This window comes from Nocardia sp. CA-107356 (assembly GCF_050946365.1).
In the GTDB taxonomy this organism is placed as follows: Bacteria; Actinomycetota; Actinomycetes; order Mycobacteriales; family Mycobacteriaceae; genus Nocardia.
In genome coordinates this window covers 5,946,670-5,964,155 of record NZ_CP191992.1, presented here as the reverse complement: position 1 = coordinate 5,964,155, position 17,486 = coordinate 5,946,670, and the positions used below count along the sequence as shown (strand labels likewise).

General features: G+C 65.4%; 18 protein-coding genes and 1 pseudogene. 13 read left to right on the top strand and 6 right to left on the bottom strand.

Annotated features, from left to right (window positions below; translation table 11 throughout):
- Window positions 1-292: 292 nt before the first annotated feature.
- The 9 genes from ACQP1G_RS26970 to ACQP1G_RS26930 all read left to right on the top strand — a co-directional run bounded on the left by ACQP1G_RS26970 (window position 293) and on the right by ACQP1G_RS26930 (window position 8,541).
- Window positions 293-1,510: an acetyl-CoA C-acetyltransferase gene (locus ACQP1G_RS26970; RefSeq protein ID WP_433192351.1), complete on the top strand. Its 1,218-nt coding sequence runs from the start codon at window positions 293-295 to the stop codon at window positions 1,508-1,510.
- A gap of 29 nt (window positions 1,511-1,539) precedes the next feature.
- A complete protein-coding gene (locus tag ACQP1G_RS26965) occupies window positions 1,540-2,292 on the top strand; it encodes an SDR family oxidoreductase (RefSeq protein WP_433192350.1) in 753 nt (250 codons plus the stop codon).
- A gap of 10 nt (window positions 2,293-2,302) precedes the next feature.
- Window positions 2,303-3,286 (top strand): NADPH:quinone oxidoreductase family protein, encoded by a 984-nt coding sequence (locus ACQP1G_RS26960; RefSeq protein WP_433192349.1) that lies wholly within the window; start codon window positions 2,303-2,305, stop codon window positions 3,284-3,286.
- A gap of 42 nt (window positions 3,287-3,328) precedes the next feature.
- Entirely contained in the window at window positions 3,329-4,090 is a 762-nt protein-coding gene (gene fabG / locus ACQP1G_RS26955) for a 3-oxoacyl-ACP reductase FabG (protein ID WP_433192348.1), read from the top strand.
- 111 nt (window positions 4,091-4,201) lie between these two features.
- On the top strand, window positions 4,202-5,395 hold the full coding sequence (locus tag ACQP1G_RS26950; protein ID WP_433192347.1) for an acyl-CoA dehydrogenase family protein: 1,194 nt from the start codon (window positions 4,202-4,204) through the stop codon (window positions 5,393-5,395).
- Complete coding sequence (locus ACQP1G_RS26945; protein ID WP_433192346.1) at window positions 5,392-6,492, top strand: acyl-CoA dehydrogenase family protein; 1,101 nt, start codon at window positions 5,392-5,394, stop codon at window positions 6,490-6,492. The genes ACQP1G_RS26950 and ACQP1G_RS26945 overlap by 4 nt, the downstream gene beginning before the upstream one ends.
- Window positions 6,493-6,541: 49 nt before the next feature.
- Complete coding sequence (locus ACQP1G_RS26940; RefSeq protein WP_433192345.1) at window positions 6,542-6,865, top strand: putative quinol monooxygenase; 324 nt, start codon at window positions 6,542-6,544, stop codon at window positions 6,863-6,865.
- Window positions 6,866-6,897: 32 nt separating this feature from the next.
- On the top strand, window positions 6,898-7,899 hold the full coding sequence (locus tag ACQP1G_RS26935; protein WP_433192344.1) for an NADP-dependent oxidoreductase: 1,002 nt from the start codon (window positions 6,898-6,900) through the stop codon (window positions 7,897-7,899).
- Between the two features lie 15 nt (window positions 7,900-7,914).
- A complete protein-coding gene (locus ACQP1G_RS26930) occupies window positions 7,915-8,541 on the top strand; it encodes a TetR family transcriptional regulator (protein ID WP_433192343.1) in 627 nt (208 codons plus the stop codon).
- A gap of 192 nt (window positions 8,542-8,733) precedes the next feature.
- Here the strand turns inward: ACQP1G_RS26930 and ACQP1G_RS26925 are convergent, their stop codons facing one another.
- Window positions 8,734-9,213: a hypothetical protein gene (locus ACQP1G_RS26925; protein ID WP_433192342.1), complete on the bottom strand. Its 480-nt coding sequence runs from the start codon at window positions 9,211-9,213 to the stop codon at window positions 8,734-8,736.
- A gap of 428 nt (window positions 9,214-9,641) precedes the next feature.
- On the opposite strand from ACQP1G_RS26925, the gene ACQP1G_RS26920 reads away from it, so the two are divergent.
- A complete protein-coding gene (locus ACQP1G_RS26920; protein ID WP_433192341.1) occupies window positions 9,642-11,132 on the top strand; it encodes a glyceraldehyde-3-phosphate dehydrogenase in 1,491 nt (496 codons plus the stop codon).
- 127 nt (window positions 11,133-11,259) lie between these two features.
- On the opposite strand, the gene ACQP1G_RS26915 is transcribed toward ACQP1G_RS26920, so the two are convergent.
- The gene (locus ACQP1G_RS26915) at window positions 11,260-12,438 is read right to left on the bottom strand and encodes a hydroxylase (RefSeq protein WP_433192340.1); all 1,179 of its coding nucleotides are present in this window, start codon (window positions 12,436-12,438) and stop codon (window positions 11,260-11,262) included.
- Between the two features lie 183 nt (window positions 12,439-12,621).
- Between ACQP1G_RS26915 and ACQP1G_RS26910 the strand changes: the two genes are divergently transcribed.
- Window positions 12,622-13,188, top strand: coding sequence for a hypothetical protein (locus ACQP1G_RS26910; RefSeq protein WP_433192339.1), 567 nt, complete (start codon window positions 12,622-12,624; stop codon window positions 13,186-13,188).
- Window positions 13,189-13,327: 139 nt separating this feature from the next.
- On the opposite strand, the gene ACQP1G_RS26905 is transcribed toward ACQP1G_RS26910, so the two are convergent.
- Genes ACQP1G_RS26905 through ACQP1G_RS26895 form a run of 3 tightly spaced genes read right to left on the bottom strand, consistent with a single transcriptional unit; the run spans window position 13,328 to window position 14,870 of the window.
- Complete coding sequence (locus ACQP1G_RS26905) at window positions 13,328-13,588, bottom strand: hypothetical protein (protein WP_433192338.1); 261 nt, start codon at window positions 13,586-13,588, stop codon at window positions 13,328-13,330.
- On the bottom strand, window positions 13,588-14,244 hold the full coding sequence (locus ACQP1G_RS26900) for an NAD-dependent epimerase/dehydratase family protein (RefSeq protein ID WP_433192337.1): 657 nt from the start codon (window positions 14,242-14,244) through the stop codon (window positions 13,588-13,590). Before ACQP1G_RS26900 ends, ACQP1G_RS26905 begins: the two co-directional genes overlap by 1 nt.
- The gene (locus ACQP1G_RS26895; RefSeq protein ID WP_433192336.1) at window positions 14,241-14,870 is read right to left on the bottom strand and encodes a DUF6597 domain-containing transcriptional factor; all 630 of its coding nucleotides are present in this window, start codon (window positions 14,868-14,870) and stop codon (window positions 14,241-14,243) included. Before ACQP1G_RS26895 ends, ACQP1G_RS26900 begins: the two co-directional genes overlap by 4 nt.
- Before the next feature lie 131 nt (window positions 14,871-15,001).
- On the opposite strand from ACQP1G_RS26895, the pseudogene ACQP1G_RS26890 reads away from it, so the two are divergent.
- A pseudogene (locus ACQP1G_RS26890) lies at window positions 15,002-15,151 on the top strand (esterase family protein); the annotation flags it as partial.
- Between the two features lie 23 nt (window positions 15,152-15,174).
- Here the strand turns inward: ACQP1G_RS26890 and ACQP1G_RS26885 are convergent.
- Window positions 15,175-16,392, bottom strand: a complete 1,218-nt coding sequence (locus tag ACQP1G_RS26885) for a PucR family transcriptional regulator (RefSeq protein ID WP_433192335.1) — start codon at window positions 16,390-16,392, stop codon at window positions 15,175-15,177.
- A gap of 827 nt (window positions 16,393-17,219) precedes the next feature.
- Here ACQP1G_RS26885 and ACQP1G_RS26880 point away from each other — a divergent pair.
- Window positions 17,220-17,483: an acyl carrier protein gene (locus ACQP1G_RS26880; protein ID WP_433192334.1), complete on the top strand. Its 264-nt coding sequence runs from the start codon at window positions 17,220-17,222 to the stop codon at window positions 17,481-17,483.
- Window positions 17,484-17,486 lie beyond the last annotated feature (3 nt).

Here is a 17,486-nt window from a genome sequence, read left to right as displayed (position 1 = left end):
GCGTGACGGCCGTCGCAAGGGGCATTCCGCCGGCCGAGGAGGCATAGTTCGACACCTGCCCGGCGCAGCCGGTTGCGCCCACATCCGAAGTTGAATATGAATTCGGAATCGAGTTGTATACCAGCAGGTAGAGACATGTATTCGAAGCCGGCCGACGGCGAGGTCGCGACCCGGCACTGTGCCATGTGTCACAGACCGAATTGGCTGTGACGTATTGACCATCGCCGATCCGTCCAGCATGGTGGCCAGAGGTTAACAAGCGCTCAGTAACTTGCGTGAAAGGTTCACAGTCATGCCCGAAGCCGTCATAGTCTCTGTCGCCCGGTCACCGATCGGCCGCGCTGGCAAGGGAGCGTTGCGAGACCTGCGGCCCGACGACTTGGCGGCGCAGATCGTGCAGGCCGCACTGGCGAAGGTGCCGGCCCTCGGTCCGAACGACATCGACGATCTGATGCTCGGTTGTGGCCAACCCGCCGGTGAGTCGGGCTTCAATCTCGGCCGAGTAGTGGCGATTCTGGCGGGCCTGGATCGGGTGCCCGGCACAACGGTCAACCGGTACTGCTCATCGAGTTTGCAGACAACCCGGATGGCGCTGCACGCGATCCGCGCCGGAGAAGGCGACGTCTTCATCTCCGCCGGTGTGGAAACCGTGAGCCGCTACGTCAAGGGCAATGCCGACGGCCTGCCCGACACCGAGAACCCGGTATTCGCCGACGCGGTGGGCCGGACCGCGAAATTCGCTGCGGGAGGCGAGATCTGGGCCGATCCGCGCACGGAGGGTCTGCTGCCCGACGTCTATATCGCGATGGGGCAGACCGCCGAGAACGTGGCGCAGTTGTGCGGTGTGACCCGTGTCGAACAGGACGCCTTCGGTGTCCGCAGTCAGAATCTCGCCGAAGTCGCTCTCGCCAACGGGTTCTGGGAGCGTGACATCACTGCGATCACCCTGCCCGACGGCAGCATTGTCTCGAAGGACGATGGCCCGCGGCCCGGAGTCACCCTGGAGCGGGTCGCCGAACTGAAGCCGGTATTCCGGCCCGACGGGACGGTGACGGCCGCCAACTGCTGTCCGCTCAACGACGGTGCCGCCGCGGTCGTGATCATGTCCGACACCAAGGCCGCCGAGCTGGGTCTGACGCCGCTGGCTCGAATCGTTGCGACCGGAGTCAGCGCGCTGTCCCCCGAAATCATGGGCCTGGGGCCGGTGGAGGCGTCCAAGCAGGCGCTGGCTCGTGCCGGGATGACCATCGACGATGTCGACCTGGTCGAAATCAACGAAGCCTTCGCCGCCCAGGTCATCCCCTCGGCGCGGGAGTTGGGTGTCGACTTCGACAAGCTCAACATCAACGGCGGCGCGATCGCGGTCGGTCACCCGTTCGGCATGACCGGCGCCCGCATCACCAGCACACTGATCAACTCGCTGCAGTTCCACGACAGGCAGATCGGCTTGGAAACCATGTGCGTCGGTGGGGGTCAGGGGATGGCAATGGTGCTCGAGCGCCTGTCCTAACCGCACACATTCTTCAAAAGGACTTATTTGTGAACAGATTCGAAGGCAAGACAGCGATAGTCACCGGTGCCAGTCGAGGCATCGGGCTGGGCATCGCGCAGCGCTTGGTCGACGAGGGGGCGAGAGTCGTGATCACCGCCCGCAAACAGGACGCCCTCGACGAAGCGGTGGAAGCACTGGGCGGCCCCGACCGGGCGCTGGCCGTTGCGGGTCGCGCCGACGACATCGACCACCAGGCCGAGACCGTCGCGCGGGCGATCGATACGTTCGGTAGCGCCGATCTCCTTGTCAACAACACCGGCATCAACCCGGCGTTCGGGCCGATGGTCGATCTGTCGTTGGACGTGGCCCGCAAGATATTCGAGGTCAACTGTCTGGCCGCGCTGTCGTGGGTGCAACAGACGTATCGGGCCTGGATGAAGGACTACGGGGGCGCGATCGTGAACGTGTCGTCGGTCGCCGGTGTCAAGCCCGCACCGGGCATCGGCTTCTACGGTTCCAGCAAGGCGATGCTCACCCACATTACCCAGGAACTCGCGGTCGAACTCGGCCCGAACCTGCGGGTCAACGCCGTCGCCCCGGCGGTAGTGAAGACGAAGTTCGCCACCGCTCTGTACGAGGGCAGGGAGGACGACGTCGCCGCGGCCTACCCGCTGAAGCGGCTCGGCGTGCCCGAGGACATCGGCAGTGTGGTGGCATTTCTGCTCTCCGACGACGCGAGCTGGCTGACCGGACAGTTGCTGGTCGTGGACGGCGGCATCACGCTCACCGGCGGGGTCTGACATGGCGCGGATGAAGGCATGGCGAGTCCACGAGCTGGGTGAACCGGGGGCGGTGCTCCGGCTCGAGGAGGTGGACCGTCCGGAGCCGGGCCCGAGCCAGGTTGTCGTGCGGGTCGCCGGTGCCGCGGCGAACTTTCCCGATGTACTGATGTGCCGCGGCCTCTATCAGGTCCGGCCGCCGTTGCCGTTCACGCCCGGCGTCGAATTGTGTGGCGACGTGGTGGCGGTCGGTGCCGACGTGGCCGGGATCGCCGTCGGTGACCGGGTGCTCGGCGGCGCGGTGTTGCCGCACGGTGGTTTCGCGGAATTCGCCGTGCTGGATGCCGCCCAGACCTTCCCGGCGCCGCCGTCGTTGGATGACGCCGAGGCGGCCTCGCTGTTCATCGGCTACCAGACCGGCTGGTTCGGGTTGCATCGGCGCGCCGGATTGAAAGCGGGGGAGACCCTCCTGGTGCATGCCGCGGCAGGCGGTGTCGGCAGCGCCGCGATCCAGCTCGGCAAGGCCGCCGGAGCCCGGGTGATCGGGGTCGTCGGCGGCGCCGAAAAGGCCGCCTACGCCCAGGCTTTGGGTGCCGACGTGGTCATCGATCGTAACCAGCAGGATTTCGTCGAAGTCGTCAAGGAAGTCACCGGCGGTCGTGGTGCCGACGTGATCTACGACCCGGTCGGCGGCGAGGTCTACCAGCGGTCCACGAAATGCATCGCCTTCGAAGGCCGCATCCTGGTCGTCGGGTTCGCCGGCGGCGAGATCCAAACGGCCGCACTGAATCACGCGTTGGTCAAGAACTATTCGATCGTCGGTCTGCACTGGGGTTTGTACAACTCCCAGGATCCGAGCGCCGTCGCCGAATGCCACCGCGCGCTCACCGTACTTGCCGCCGACGGTGCGATCCGTCCGCTGGTCAGTGAGCGGCTGGGACTGGAGGACGTCGCCGACGCCGTGCAGCGGCTCGCGGACGGCAAAACCGTCGGCCGCGTGGTCTACACGCCCTGAGACCAGCAGTTTCCACCGCAATCACATCTTCGAGGAGTATTCATGACCAATCCGACACAGCGGACCGCGGTCGTGACCGGCGCCGCTCGCGGTATCGGCGCCGCCGTCGCCCGTCGGCTGGCGGGTGACGGTATGGCAGTAGCCGTGCTCGACCTGGACGAGGCCGCGTGCAAGACGGTCGTCGACGGGATCGAGTCGGCTGGTGGCCGCGCGCTTGCGGTCGGTGTCGATGTTTCCGACGAGGCCAGGGTCACCGAGGCGGTCGATCGCGTGGCTGCCGAACTCGGCGCACCGACGGTGTTGGTCAATAACGCCGGGATCCTTCGCGACAATCTGCTGTTCAAGATGAGTGTCGACGACTGGGATGCCGTCCTGAACGTGCACCTGCGCGGGTCGTTCCTGCTGGCGCGGGCGGTGCAGACGCACATGATCGAGCAGAAGTGGGGGCGCATCGTGAACCTGTCCAGCACATCGGCACTCGGCAACCGTGGCCAGGCCAACTACGCGGCCGCCAAGGCCGGGCTGCAGGGATTCACCAAGACGCTCGCACTCGAGCTCGGCAAGTTCGGCGTGACCGCGAACGCGGTCGCCCCGGGTTTCATCGCGACGGAGATGACCGCAGCAACGGCAGCCCGGATGAACATTTCCTTCGAGGAGCTCGAGAAGGCCATGGCCGCTCAGATTCCGGTCGCCCGGACCGGCACGCCCGCCGATATCGCGCACACCGTGTCGTTCCTGGTGAGCGAGGGCGCCGGATTCGTGTCCGGCCAGGTGATCTACGTGGCCGGCGGCCCGCGGAACTGAACCGAGGAATGAGAGCCATGAAGGTATTTCAGTGCCTGTCCGGAGGCTCGGACAAGCTCGCGTGGGCGGTTGCGGTGCTGGTGCCGTGATGGCCGATCAGGAGGATGATAGATGACCGATCTCGACGCGGTCCGTGATGACCTGCGCGGCCGAGTGGAAGCCGTACTCGCGGAGCACGATCCGGCCACCACCGATGCCGCGACCTTTCACCGAGCCAGGTTCGACGCGGGTCTGGCCTGGGTTCACTTTCCGAGCGGGTTCGGTGGCCGAGCCGTCGACCGGGAACTGCAACCGTTCGTCGACGCCCTGTTCGAGCAGGCCGGATCTCCGGATAACAATCCGGCGATCAACGGTATCGGCCTGGGTATGGCCGCGCCGACGATCCTGGCCCACGGCAGCACGGAACAACGGCAGCGCTTCCTGCGTCCCCTGTGGAGCGGCGAGGAGATCTGGTGCCAGCTGTTCAGTGAACCGGGCGCCGGCTCGGACCTGGCCGCGATCGCCACTCGGGCAGTGCGCGACGGCGACGACTGGGTCGTCAACGGGCAGAAGGTGTGGACCTCGGTCGCGCACAAGGCGCAGCTGGCAATCCTGGTGGCGCGCACCGATCCCAGCCAGCCCAAGCACGCGGGGCTGACCTACTTCATCTGCGATATGACCGCCCCCGGAGTCGAGGTCCGGCCGCTGCGGCAGATTACCGGCGAAGCGGAATTCAACGAAGTCTTCCTCACCGACGTGCGGATCCCCGATGCGCACCGCCTGGGCAAGGAAGGGGAAGGCTGGCGAGTCGCCACCACCACTCTGAACAATGAGCGCGTCTCGATCGGGGGGCGCGCGCTACCCCGCGAGAGCGGAGTACTCGGTGTCGCCGCCGGCCTCTGGCGAGAATTCCCGGAAAAGCGCACCCCCGAACTGCACCAACGGCTGTTGCGATTGTGGGTGGACGCCGAGGTCTCCCGGCTGGCGGCAACCCGGCTGCGTCAGCAGGTGGCCGGCGGCCAGCCCGGGCCCGAAACGTCCGCAGTCAAGCTGTCGTTCGCCCGCGTCAACCAGCAGGTTGCCGGATTGGAGGTCGAACTGCTCGGTGAGCACGGCCTGCGATACGACGATTGGACAATGGTGCGCCCGGACCGGGTCGATTTCGCCGGTCGGGGCGCCGGCTACCGCTTCCTGCGGGCCAAAGGCAATTCGATCGAGGGCGGAACCTCGGAAATCCTGCGCAACATCATCGCCGAACGGGTCCTCGGCTTGCCGGGCGAACCCCGCGCGGACAAGGACATCGCATGGAAGGATTTGAGCCGATGAGCGACATCCTGCTGCTCGACACCGATGTCGAGACCTCCTTGCGGAGCGCGGTGCGTGACCTGCTCACCACCCGATGTGATTCGTCCGCGGTTGTGCGGGCCTACGAAGGCGACCGGACACTGACCCGGACGCTGTGGAAATCGATCGCCGACGACCTCGGGCTCGCTGGTCTGCTCATCCCCGAGGACCGCGGTGGAGCCGGCGGTACGGCCCGTGACGCCGCTGTCGTACTCGAGGAGTTCGGGCGGTTCGTCGCGCCGGTACCGTTTCTGACCAGCAGCGTGATCGCCGCGACCATCCTGCTCGCGGGCGAGTCCGCGCTGGTCGGTCAACTCGGCGACGGTGAATGTAGCGCGGCGCTGTTGACGCCGTTTTCCACCGCGTCGGTGACGCAGGTCCCTACGCTGACGGCTGATGCGCAGGGCCGGGTATCCGGCCGCGTCACCAGTGTCGCCGGTGCGCTCGATGCCGACGTACTGCTGGCCGCCGTGCAGACGGCGAACGGTACGCAGGTGCACGCATTGGCGGCCGCCGCGGCGACAGTCGAGCCGGTGGTCTCCCTGGACATGACCCGCCCGCTGGCCGACGTCACTGTCGACTCCGTGCCCGGCCGGGTCGTCGTTGGCGCCGAATCTGGTTGGGCGGCACTGCAATCCGGCTTGACGATCGGTGCCGCACTGCTGGCGTCCGAGCAAGCGGGGATCGCGGCCCGGTGCCTGGAGACAACTGTCGAGTATCTGAAGCTGCGACGTCAGTTCGGCCGAGTGGTCGGTGGATTCCAGGCGCTCAAGCACCGTCTCGCCGACCTCTACGTCGAGGTCGAGTCGGCCGCGGCCGCCGCGCGGTATGCGGCGGGGACATTCGCGGCGGGCGACCCCGACAGCGCGATCGCCACCGCCGTCGCCGCGTCCTACTGCAGCGATATCGCGGTGCGGGCCGCCGAGGAGGCCATCCAACTGCACGGCGGGATCGGCATGACCTGGGAGCACCCGGCGCACCTTTACCTCAAACGTGCCAAGGCCGACCAGCTCGGGCTGGGAAGTCCCGGCCACCATCGGGGGGTGCTGGCGGACCTCGTCGGGCTGCCGGTGGAATAAGGCTGAATCCGCCCAATTCCGAGAACGACCGAATACAAAGGAGTAGCCAGTGGCCGATCCGTATGTGGTGGTAGCGACCATGATTGCAAAGCCGGGGCAGGAGGAACTCGTCGAGCAGACCTTGACGACCGCGGCTGCGGCAGTGCACGCCGAACCGGGCTGCCTCAGGTATGCGTTGCACCGGAAGACGGGGACAACGGGCCATTTCGTCATGATCGAGAAATGGGCATCGAAAGAGGCCCTGCGTGCGCACGGTCAAGGTGCCGCACTGCGCGACATCGGGGAAGCGCTGGGCGACGCACTCACCGGCCCGGCCGAGATCCTGGTCTTCGACCCGCTCCCTGCCGGGGACCCGGAACTCGGCGCTCTCTGACCTGATCTGTTCTGCGAACGAGAGGAGATTACGTGACAACGACCCAGCAGGTGCGGCTCGCGAAACGGCCGTCGGGGCTGCCCGACGCGGCCACATGGAACCTGATGACCGAGGAGCTACCCGCGCTCTCCCCGGGGCAGATCCTGGTCAAGGTGGATTTCATATCCCTCGACCCGGCGATGCGCGGCTGGCTGAACGACGTGCGATCGTATGTGCCGCCGGTCGGCGTCGGGGAGGTCATGCGGTCGCTGGATATCGCGACCGTTGTCGAGTCGACGCATCCGGACTTCGCCGTCGGCGACACCGTCAGCGGTACTTTCGGCGTGACCGAATACGCGATCCATAACGGCCGGGGGGTACAGAAGGTCGATTCGAGTATGGCGGGCGGCCCGACCTGGTTGGGAACGCTCGGAATGCCGGGGATGACAGCTTATTTCGGTTTGCTCGACGTCGGTCGGCTGCAGGCCGGAGATACGGTGGTGGTTTCCGCGGCCGCGGGCGCCGTCGGCAGCATCGCCGGTCAGATCGCAAAGATCAAGGGCGCGAACGTGATCGGGATCGCGGGCGGCCCAGAGAAATGTCGGATGCTGACCGAGGAACTCGGCTTCGACGCGGCCATCGACTATCGGCACGAGGACGTCCTGCAGCGGCTGCGGGAGGTCGCTCCGGGCGGAATCGACGTCTATTTCGACAATGTCGGGGGAGACATCCTCGATGCCGCGCTTGCCAATCTCCGGCGCGGCGCCCGCGTCGTCATCTGTGGTGCGATCTCGGCATACAACGCGGAGAAACTACCTCCGGGACCTTCGCGGTATATGTCGCTGCTGGTTCACCGGGCGTCCATGACGGGCTTCGTCGTTTTCGACTATGCGGATCGTTACGGTGAGGCGGTTGCGGAGATCTCCGGTTGGCTGGCCGAGGGCGGGATCAAGAGTAGGGAACACGTCGTGGACGGCGGTGTCGCCGCTTTCGGTGAAACCTTGAACATGCTGTTCACCGGTGCCAACACCGGCAAACTCGTGCTCGCTGTGTAGAGCCATACTGTCCAGGTGACCGATACAGAGGATCTCTCGCGCGCGGACCAGACCCGTGCGCGGCTGCTCGACGCGGCGGTGGTCGCCTTCGCTGAACGCGGCTTCCACGGCTCGACGACCCGCGACATCACATCGATCGCCGGGGTGAGCACGGGTGCGATCTACGTGTACCACCGCTCCAAGGAAGAGTTGCTCTACCAGATCTCGCGCACCGGTCATCTGGACACCCTGCAGCGAATCCGCGCTGCCATCGCTTCGGCACAAGACCCCGCCGACCAACTCATCGCGTTGATGCGGGAATTCACGATCCATCACGCACGCGCCCACACCGTGGCCCGGATCATCAACTATGAGCTCGCCGCATTGAATCCAGAACATCAACAGGAGATCAAGGAAATCCGGCGTGCGATCGAAGGGGAGGTCCGGAGCTTGATCGAGCGCGGTGTCGCCACCGGGGTATTCGAGAACTCGAATACCCACATGGCCGCGACCGCCCTGCTTTCGCTCGGCATAGATATCGCGCGCTGGTATCACGAGGGTGGTTCCTGGTCACCGGAGGACATCGGCGACTACTACGCAGACCTTGCGCTACGGATCGTAGGCGGTCGGCGATCGAGTCCGCCCGAGCCCGCTCGATCGTGAAACAAGTCGTGACCGCGTACCAGGACGAGCGGGACCGGTGGCTGCAGAACCAGATGGCCGTCCGCACCGCTCGGGCGCGCTCGATTCTGTCCGGACAGCGTGTCGACCCGGGGGACAGCGGCGCTGGGATATCGGCTCGACCGAACGCGCTTGGTGCTCCGCATCCGACGCGGGTGGCGCAGATAGCCGGGCTCAAAGAGCCGTGAACGTACCGAACCCCGAGGAAACAGTGATGGCGAGGCCGCCGGCGGTCGCGAGGGCGACGATGCGGCCCGCTCCGGTGAACACCGGCACCGGCGCCGGCGCGCAGTCGCAGGGCTGCTGCGCTGTTTCCCGATCTGCTACGTCGACCACACCGGCTGCTCCGGTCGTCAGGTTCAACCAGTGGATCCGGGCGTGGGAGTCGAGAATGCTGCTGCCGCCGAACGGTCCGGGGTTGGCTACGCCGAAGGTGCTCACTCCGGGTTGATCGCCGATGGTCGATGTCAGGTAGATGCTGAATTGTGTTGGAATACCCCATGATTGGGATATTTTCACCAGCGGGAGCTGGAACGTGGTCGTCTCCGCGGCGCGAGCGACGGTGTGCTGCCCCAGCACCAGCGCAGTTACCAGCGCACCAGTGAAACTCAGCTTGATGCCCATGCCGGCAGCCCGACGAATCTCGTTCGTCACTAGCCCTCCTCACAGTCGATTCCGGCCTACATCGATGCCATTCGAACGCTTCCTGCATGACGACGCGATGGCGATCGATGACATGATCGCCGGGTCGGCGTTGCCGACAGCCGCATTCACGGTGCTGCCTGCGCATTCGACGAGGCGTCGTGAACGAGCACGCTGCCAAGTAAACAACCCGAGGTGTGATATTCACGGCACCGACCCGCCCGGACTCTCGGATCAATCCGCATGCCGGGTCGGCGCAGCACAGTGGACCTCGACCGAGATTCGTTGGTATTGCTGGTTCTTCGCGTAACCGCTCGGTGATGGTGCTCGATCGGCCTCGCCACCCGGCGATCTCACGAGTGGGTATCCGGCCTCGGTGATATCGGGGCCCTCATTAGCATCGATACGGAGAACAAATCGAGGAAACCCGAGGACATGCGTTGACTACCGAACAACTCGACCGCTGGAACGCCCAGGAAGCCGCCGCGGAGGCGATGATTCCCATCATCGGCACGTTGTATCGGCGCAAGGGCGTGACGATCCTGCTGCACAGCCGGCCGCTGGTGAACAAGTCGGTGATCAGCATCCTGCGGACGCACCGCTTCGCGCGGCAGATCGAGGGCGAAGAGTTGTCGGTGGACGAGACCCTGCCCTTCCTGCGAGTGCTCAGCGAGCTGGATCTGGGGCCCTGCAAGATCGATCTCGGTCAGTTGGTCATGGCCTATCGCGCCGACGATCGCGGACTGTCGGTCCACGAGTTCACCGCAGCGGTCCTGGCCGAGGTGACCAATGGCAACAAGGCCCAGTCACCGGGCCCCAGGGATGTCGTCCTCTATGGCTTCGGTCGTATCGGTCGTCTGGTCACTCGCCTGCTCATCGAGAAGGCCGGATCCGGCAACGGGCTGAACCTACGGGCCGTGGTGGTGCGCAAGGGAAGTGACGACGATCTGACCAAGCGTGCGTCGCTGCTGCGCCGGGATTCGGTGCACGGCCACTTCAACGGCACGATCAAAGTCGATACCGACAATGACACGATCACTGCGAACGGGAACGTCATCAAGTTCATCTACAGCGATGATCCGACAACGATCGACTACACCGAGTACGGGATCAACGACGCGATCCTGATCGACAACACCGGTAAGTGGCGTGATCGTGACGGGCTGTCGCAGCATCTGCGCCCCGGCATCGCGAAGGTCGTTCTCACCGCACCCGGTAAGGGCGACGTTCCGAATATCGTGCACGGCGTCAACCATCGCGGCCTGGACCTGTCGCAGCAGATCTTCTCGTGCGCCTCGTGCACGACCAACGCGATTGTTCCGCCGCTCAAGGCCATGGATGACGAGTACGGCATCATCCGCGGTCATGTGGAGACGGTTCACTCGTTCACCAACGACCAGAACCTGCTGGACAACTATCACAAGGCGGACCGTCGCGGTCGGTCCGCGCCGTTCAATCTCGTGCTCACCGAAACCGGTGCCGCGTCCGCGGTCGCGAAGGCGATGCCGGATTTCAAGGCCAAGATCACCGGCAACTCGATTCGTGTTCCCACCCCCGATGTATCGGTCGCGATTCTGAACTTGCAGCTCGAGCGGGAGACGACGAAGAGCGATGTGCTCGCGTACCTGCGTCAGGTTTCGCTCGCCGGGCCGTTGAGCCGGAACCTCGATTACACCGCCGCCACGGACGTGGTTTCCAGCGATTTCATCGGATCGCGCGCAGCGTCGATCATCGATGCCAATGCCACGATCGTCGAGGGTGACACCGCGATTCTGTATGTCTGGTACGACAACGAATTCGGCTATTCGTGCCAAGTGGTGCGGACGGTGCAGTACATCTCGGGCATCGAGTATCCGACCTACCCGCAGATCGGCGCCGGGCTGGACCGTGCCGCCGACTCTCCCGTGCTGACTACGACCCACGCGCGGTAACTTGCGCGGCCGGATGCGGCCGAAATAGCGGTGGGCACCCGAGACCTACGGCCCCCTGCTCTGTTGGCAAGGGGCCTTCGTCTCGGTGTGGCGATCACGCTCATGAAGGGGGAGTCATCAGGCCGAATCAGATCATCGAGCGGTGGATTCCCTGTGGCTCACCGCCGAGCTGAGTCAGCGCCGACGAATGGAAGATCGAGCCCGGTACGTGGATCGCGTGGGACAGTCCCGCGTGCGCGTCCCGCCAGAACCGCTGCAGCGGCGTCTTCATCTGCAGCGCACCGCCGCCCGAACGAGCGAAGATCTCGTCCACGGCCCGGACCACCCGCCACGCGGCGGCGGTCTGGGTACGACGACCGATCGCGCGCATCTCGAAGGTGACTTCGTGCCCCTTCTCGCTCAGGTCCCAGAACCGGTCCACCGTTTCGAGGATCGCGGCCCGCGATGCCGCGATCTCGGCAGCGGCCTCACCGATCGCGTACAGCACGTACGGATCGTCCTTGATCGCGGTGCCCGCCACCGTCACTCGCGCTTTCTGCGCGGCGAGGTGGCACGCCAACGCGCCCTCGGCGATACCGATCAGCGACGAAGTGATACCGAGTGGGAAGATGCACGAGAACGGAAAGTTGTAGAGAGTTTCGGTGCGGCCGGCCTCTTTCGGTGCGGTGCCATCGAACACCTTCGACGCGTCCACGGTGCGGTACGCCGGAACGAATGCGTTCTCGACGATCAGGTCCTTGCTTCCGGTACCGCGCAAACCGACGACGTCCCAACTCTGCTGATCGATCTCGTAGTCGCTGCGCGGCAGCAACACATGCAGCATCCGCGGCGGCATCAGCCGTTTGCCGTCCTGGTCGCCGACAGCGGCGCCGATCATCACCCACTGACAGTGGTCGGTGCCGGATGAGAACGACCAGCGCCCGCTGAGAAGGTATCCGCCGTCCGCCGGCGTCGCGACACCCATCGGCGCGTACGGCGAAGCCATCCACGTATCGGGATCCTGACCCCACACCTCGTCTTGGGCCTTGGGGTCGAAGAACGCCAGTTCCCACGGGTGCACGCCGACGATGCCGGTGACCCAGCCGGTGGCGCCGTCCATCGCACCGATCGCCATGGTGGTCTCCGCGAACTCTCGCGGGTGCACCTCGAGACCGCCGTACCGCTTCGGCTGCAGCATCCGGATCGCGCCGGTCTCCCGCAGCCGCTTCGTCGCAGTGTCGGACAAGCGCATCAGCTTGTCGCCCTCGGCACCCGCTGCGCGGATCTCGTCCGCGTACTGCTCGATCCGATCCAGAACCTGCCCCATGACTTTCCCCGTCCCTACTGGTGATCCGGCCATGCCCTATAAACTAGAACACGTTCCAGTATGTCTGGGGTGGAACGGCCCGACCGGGATCGTGCGGTTCTGTACGCCACCACCGGAGCAGACGCGCGCGCATCGGAATATCGTGTCTTCCAGCATGTCCGGAGGTGCTACTACAATCCCCGCGTGACGCTCACCCTCGCCGACCTGGTCGGCTATACCGATCGCGACCTCGACGCCGATCTGGCGCGTTGGTTCCCCGATGCCGCGCCCGTCGACGTTCCTGAGCAAACCCGGTCGGTGGCACCGTTTCTCGCGCGCCTGGCTCCTGCGGACGCGGCGGCGCTGGCCGCGTTCGACCTACGGGTGCGTTCGGGCCGGCTACCGCAGTTCCTGGATATCTTCTCCTGGTCGTACGGTTTCGACTTCGCCGTAAACGATTGCGGCATACGCGATTCGGATTACTCGACCGAGCTCACCGACGACGACGTCTACTCGATCGGCGCGGACGGCGGCGGCAATCTGTATGTCGTGCTCACCAATGGCCAAGTGGCCGTATGGTTCCACGAGGAGGAGGTGCTCGAAGGCGGCACCCGCTTCGACAATATCGATGTCTTTCTCTGGTCGTACGTGCGCTACCGCGCGGTGCGCGCGGGGAAACTCGCGCGCTCGGCCGTAGCGGCCGACTTCGTGGCGCTCGGTCAGGACGGCGCACTCGAACCGGACCTCGGCCTGCTGAGCCTCATGAAGTAGATGCCCGCCTCCGCGCCATTCCACTGCGCCGCACGGCCGTGCTGCCGACGACCGGTCCACGAGCGGACGCCGAGCGCCGATGCGCGGATCCTGGTGCCGGCGAGTACGTGGCGCACCTCGGACCCAAGCATGTGCTCCGTCAGCGGGGGTGGTCGGCGCGCCACGCGGCGTAGTCGGCGATCGCCTTGGCGACGTCGAAGGTCGGCGCGAACCCGGTGTCGCGGGTGAGCCGGGTGGTGTCCAGGTAGGGGTCGTCGCCGGGGCCGTCTTGTCGTCCGGGCAGGAGGTCGAGCCGCAGGCCGGGGGTGATCGCCTGCAGGGCGTCCGCGAACTCGCGGTTGGTGGCCGGCCGGCCGCTGGAGACGTTGTAGGTGTCGTGCCGCAGGGTCTGCGCGGTCATCAGGAGGGCGATCGCGCGCCCGGCATCGGGTGCGTAGCAGCGGTCACCGCCGTCGTCGGCGTGCAGCGGCGTCGGCTCCTCGCCGCGGAGCACGGCGTTGATGTAGGAGGGGATGGGGAAGAACGGTGATTCCGGGTCGACGAGCGGTCCCAGATGGTCCCGATCCGGAGCACGACCGGCTGGACACCGCTGCCCCGGAGGCTGTGCGTGGTAAGTGGCTCGACGGCCTTCTTGAAGGCGACGATCAGGTGCGGCAGCTCCGCGGCGGGCAGCGCGAGTTCCTCGTGCCAGCGGGTCTCGGTCCGGCCGGCGTACACGCCGATGCTGCTGGCGACGGCGAACCTGCGTACGCCCCAGGTGCGGGCGGCGTCCAGCGCGTTGAGCAGGCCGGTCGTCTCCCTGCGGAAGAAGCCGACGGGGTCCTGGTCGGGGAGGCTGCCGGCGAGATGGACGATCCCGCTGATGTCGTGGCGACCGCCGAGGGCGAGGAAGGCGTCCCGGTCGGTGACAACGGGTTCTACGGTGACCCGGCCGGCGAGGAACGACGGCACCTCGGTCCGGCGGTGCGTGGTGACGACGACCTCGTGTCCGAGGTCGAGGAGCGCTCGGGCGGTGTGGGCGCCGATCATGCCCAGCCCTCCGGTGACGAGGATCATCGGACGACCTCGTAGTGGAGGTGGGTATAGCCGTCGACCGAGACGGCGTGGGCGCTGAAGACCTTGGGACTCACCCCGACCGCTTGCAGGCAGCGGCGGCGCAGTTGGCTCGTGGACAGTGCCAGGTGGCCGGCCAGGGTGTCGATATCGACCGGGTGCCAGGGCATCAGCACCTTCACGGCTTCGCCCACCAGTGGATCCATGTGGACCGCACTTCGAAACTCCTGCAGGAGGTGGGCCTGCAAGAACATGAGCGCCTGCTCGGGCGTCCCGGCCCGGGCCATCGTCTCCACCAGGCGGTCCACCGAACTTCCCCACACTTCCGCCAGGCCCAGGCGTTGGCCCACCAGGTCGTCGAGCACCGTCGGAAGGGGCGGCGCGGTCCCTGGTTGGAATCGCACACCCACGATGGTGGTGTGCGCCGGAATGACCTCGATCTCCGGACCGGTCAGCGGACCAACCAGTTGGGGATGGCCACCGATCGGAAAGTGGATCTCGACCCCGCCCGTGGGCAGGTGCCGTTGCACGTACGCCGCCGCACCGGTGCGCTGGATCCAGACTGTCCGCACCACCCCCGCCAATTCCGGCGACGGCGGGCGCTCGATGTAGGACTCGATGACGGTCATCCACGCACTGAAGCGTCCGAGCGGGATCGACGTCAAGGCCCCGCCGGATTCGGCGAACAGCTTTGGCGCCCAACGCCGCACGTTGTCTGTGCCTACGCACCAGCGGATGTTGGAAATGGCGGTTTTGGTAAACCCAGAACCTGCGCACCGAACTCGATCGGCTGGGTATCCCGGCCACCTATGACTTCCAGCCCATCGGTACCCACTCGTGGGGCTATTGGCAAGAGGCGCTGAAGAATTCGTGGCCGGTGCTGGCCGAGGGGCTCGGCATTTCGTCCTGACGTATCCGCCCGGCAGACCCGCGTCAGGTGCGGTACGTGCGCGCGACCAAGGCGGAGCGCAGGTACCAGAGTCCGGACGGCTGGGACGGATCGAACCCGGTGAGCTGTCCGATGCGCTTGAGCCGGTAGTCGACAGTATTGGTGTGCACGTGCAGGACCCGGGCGGTGCGCTGCCGGTTGAGGTTATTGGCGATATGACGTTGCAGGGTTTCCAGCAGTTCGGGATGTTCGTCCAGCGGATCGAGCAGTGAGCCGAGGTATTCGCGCCCGGGTCCCGGGCGGGTGAGCTGGTACTCGAGGGCGAGTTCGTCGAACTGATAGAGCCCGGCCACCGCTTGCAGCCGATGCACCATGTCGAGCAGTTCGTGCGCCTGGTCGGCCGCGTTCGGAATCTGTTCCGGCGTGGCCTCGACCATCGTCACCGTGATCCCGACCTGCGCGGCCTGCGACAGGTGCGTCACCACCGCCTCGAGCTGATCGTTGTCGAATTGCGTCGAGGGGATCAGAACGGTGCCGCCGTCCACACTCAGTAGTGACAGCGCGCTCGCACCGCACTGCGTCGCGAGTTCGGCCTGCAGCCGACGCAACTTGCGTCGGGCCACCACCTGGGCGTCGAGCATCGGATTGTGCTCATCGCGGTGTGGCGGAATGGCAACGGCGAGAACGCGGTACGACTCCGCGATGGCGATACCGCATTCGCGTGCCATGGTCGAGGTGCTGTGCCCGCCGAGCAGCGCCGAGGTGAGGGTGTGCACCGCGGTGTGGTGCTCGCTGACGACCGAGCGCAGCTCGCGGATATAGGCGACCGAGATCGCCGAGGTGAGCTTGTCCAGCAGTTCGATGACCATCTTGGCGCCGTCGACGAGATTGTCGTAGTCCTTGACCGTCGCGTTGGACACCACCAGCCCGAGGCCCATCTGGAAGCCCTCGTGGATGGAATGCAGGATGGTGTCGATCGGCACGCCCTCGCGGGCCCACCCGGCGGCATGGTCCTCTAGCCGCTGCACCTTTTCCGGGATGTCCTTGCCGTCGAGCATGCTGACCGCGATCTCGAGGCAGACGCGGGTGCTGGCCGTGAAATCGCCGGTGATGGCTTCCCCCGGCATCGTCGCGCACGGGATGACGTTGTCCACGAAGTGGCCGACCATCTGCCGGGACAGCGCGCGGACGTCCTTGAGTGAGGACGACATCGGCTTACCCGAGAGGGTCAGGGTCGGCCGGGTCGAGTGGTCCACGGACATTCGCGACTCCTTTTGCCCCCGGTTTTGCTGTGTGGCGCATTCACACTAACCGTCCGAGGTCAGCTGCGGTCCGGTTCGCGGGGTTCTGTGAGAGTGCGCTGGCCGGGCCGGTGCGCCCTTGTGACCGGTCACAGTGTTTCAGAGGTGCTACCGGCGAGTAATGAGAGCGGTCACATCCGTGGACGGGACCAGAAGTTAGCCGGGAGTTCAGGTCTGGCGCGTGCTGTGCGGCGCGTTGTAAAAATGTCGTTACGTGACTTTGCATTCGACGCGGAATGTGTTAGGGCCCAATCCAAAACAAAAATACCGATGAGTTGGTTTGGAAACTCTGCTGTCTGCTCAGTGAACCGGGCGTGAACAGCGGATTTATTGGAAATTGATGCCGTCATCCGGTGGCGCAGTCGAATTGACGAATTATCTGTAATGTCAAATCGCGGAATGTGTTGTCTCAGACGGGGACTCGTCACGCCCCCTTTTCGGTGGGTGCACGCGGGTCTCGTGCACTGTGTCGAGTCAAATTAGCAGGACGGTTGCTGGTGACTTGAACAGACTGCGCGGCAAGGCTATTCGGATTGCCAGCCGCAAATCAGCGGTGTACAGATGTGTGCATGCACCGCTGTGATTGCTAACAGTTGTGCGCATCGACGAGATATTGGACGTGACGGTCCTGATTGCCGTATCGGAGGGCAAGTGAGCGCAGTCTCGGCTGGCGTTGAATTCCGCACTGAACAGCGAAGATTCATGTTGGATACGGCGGAGTCCGCGGTCTCGGCCCGTGTTGCGCGCACGGCGAGCACGGTAGGTTCGAGCGCGATGGAGGACGTGGGATGACCGGGTTGAACGATGTTCACGAGCGGGTGTGCGACCTATTTTCGCAGGGCTTGCGGGTGTCCGAGATCGATGTGAATACGCCGTTGCTGGATTATGGCTTGGATTCGGTCCGGTCGGCCGAACTCGTCATCGAACTCGAGCGAACCTTCGACATCGAGATCTCTGACGAGGAGGCCGCCGCTCTGCACACCGCCCGCGACGTAATCGACTGTGTGGTCGCCAAGTCCGCCACGAATCGGCACTCGGGCATCGGAGCATAGGTC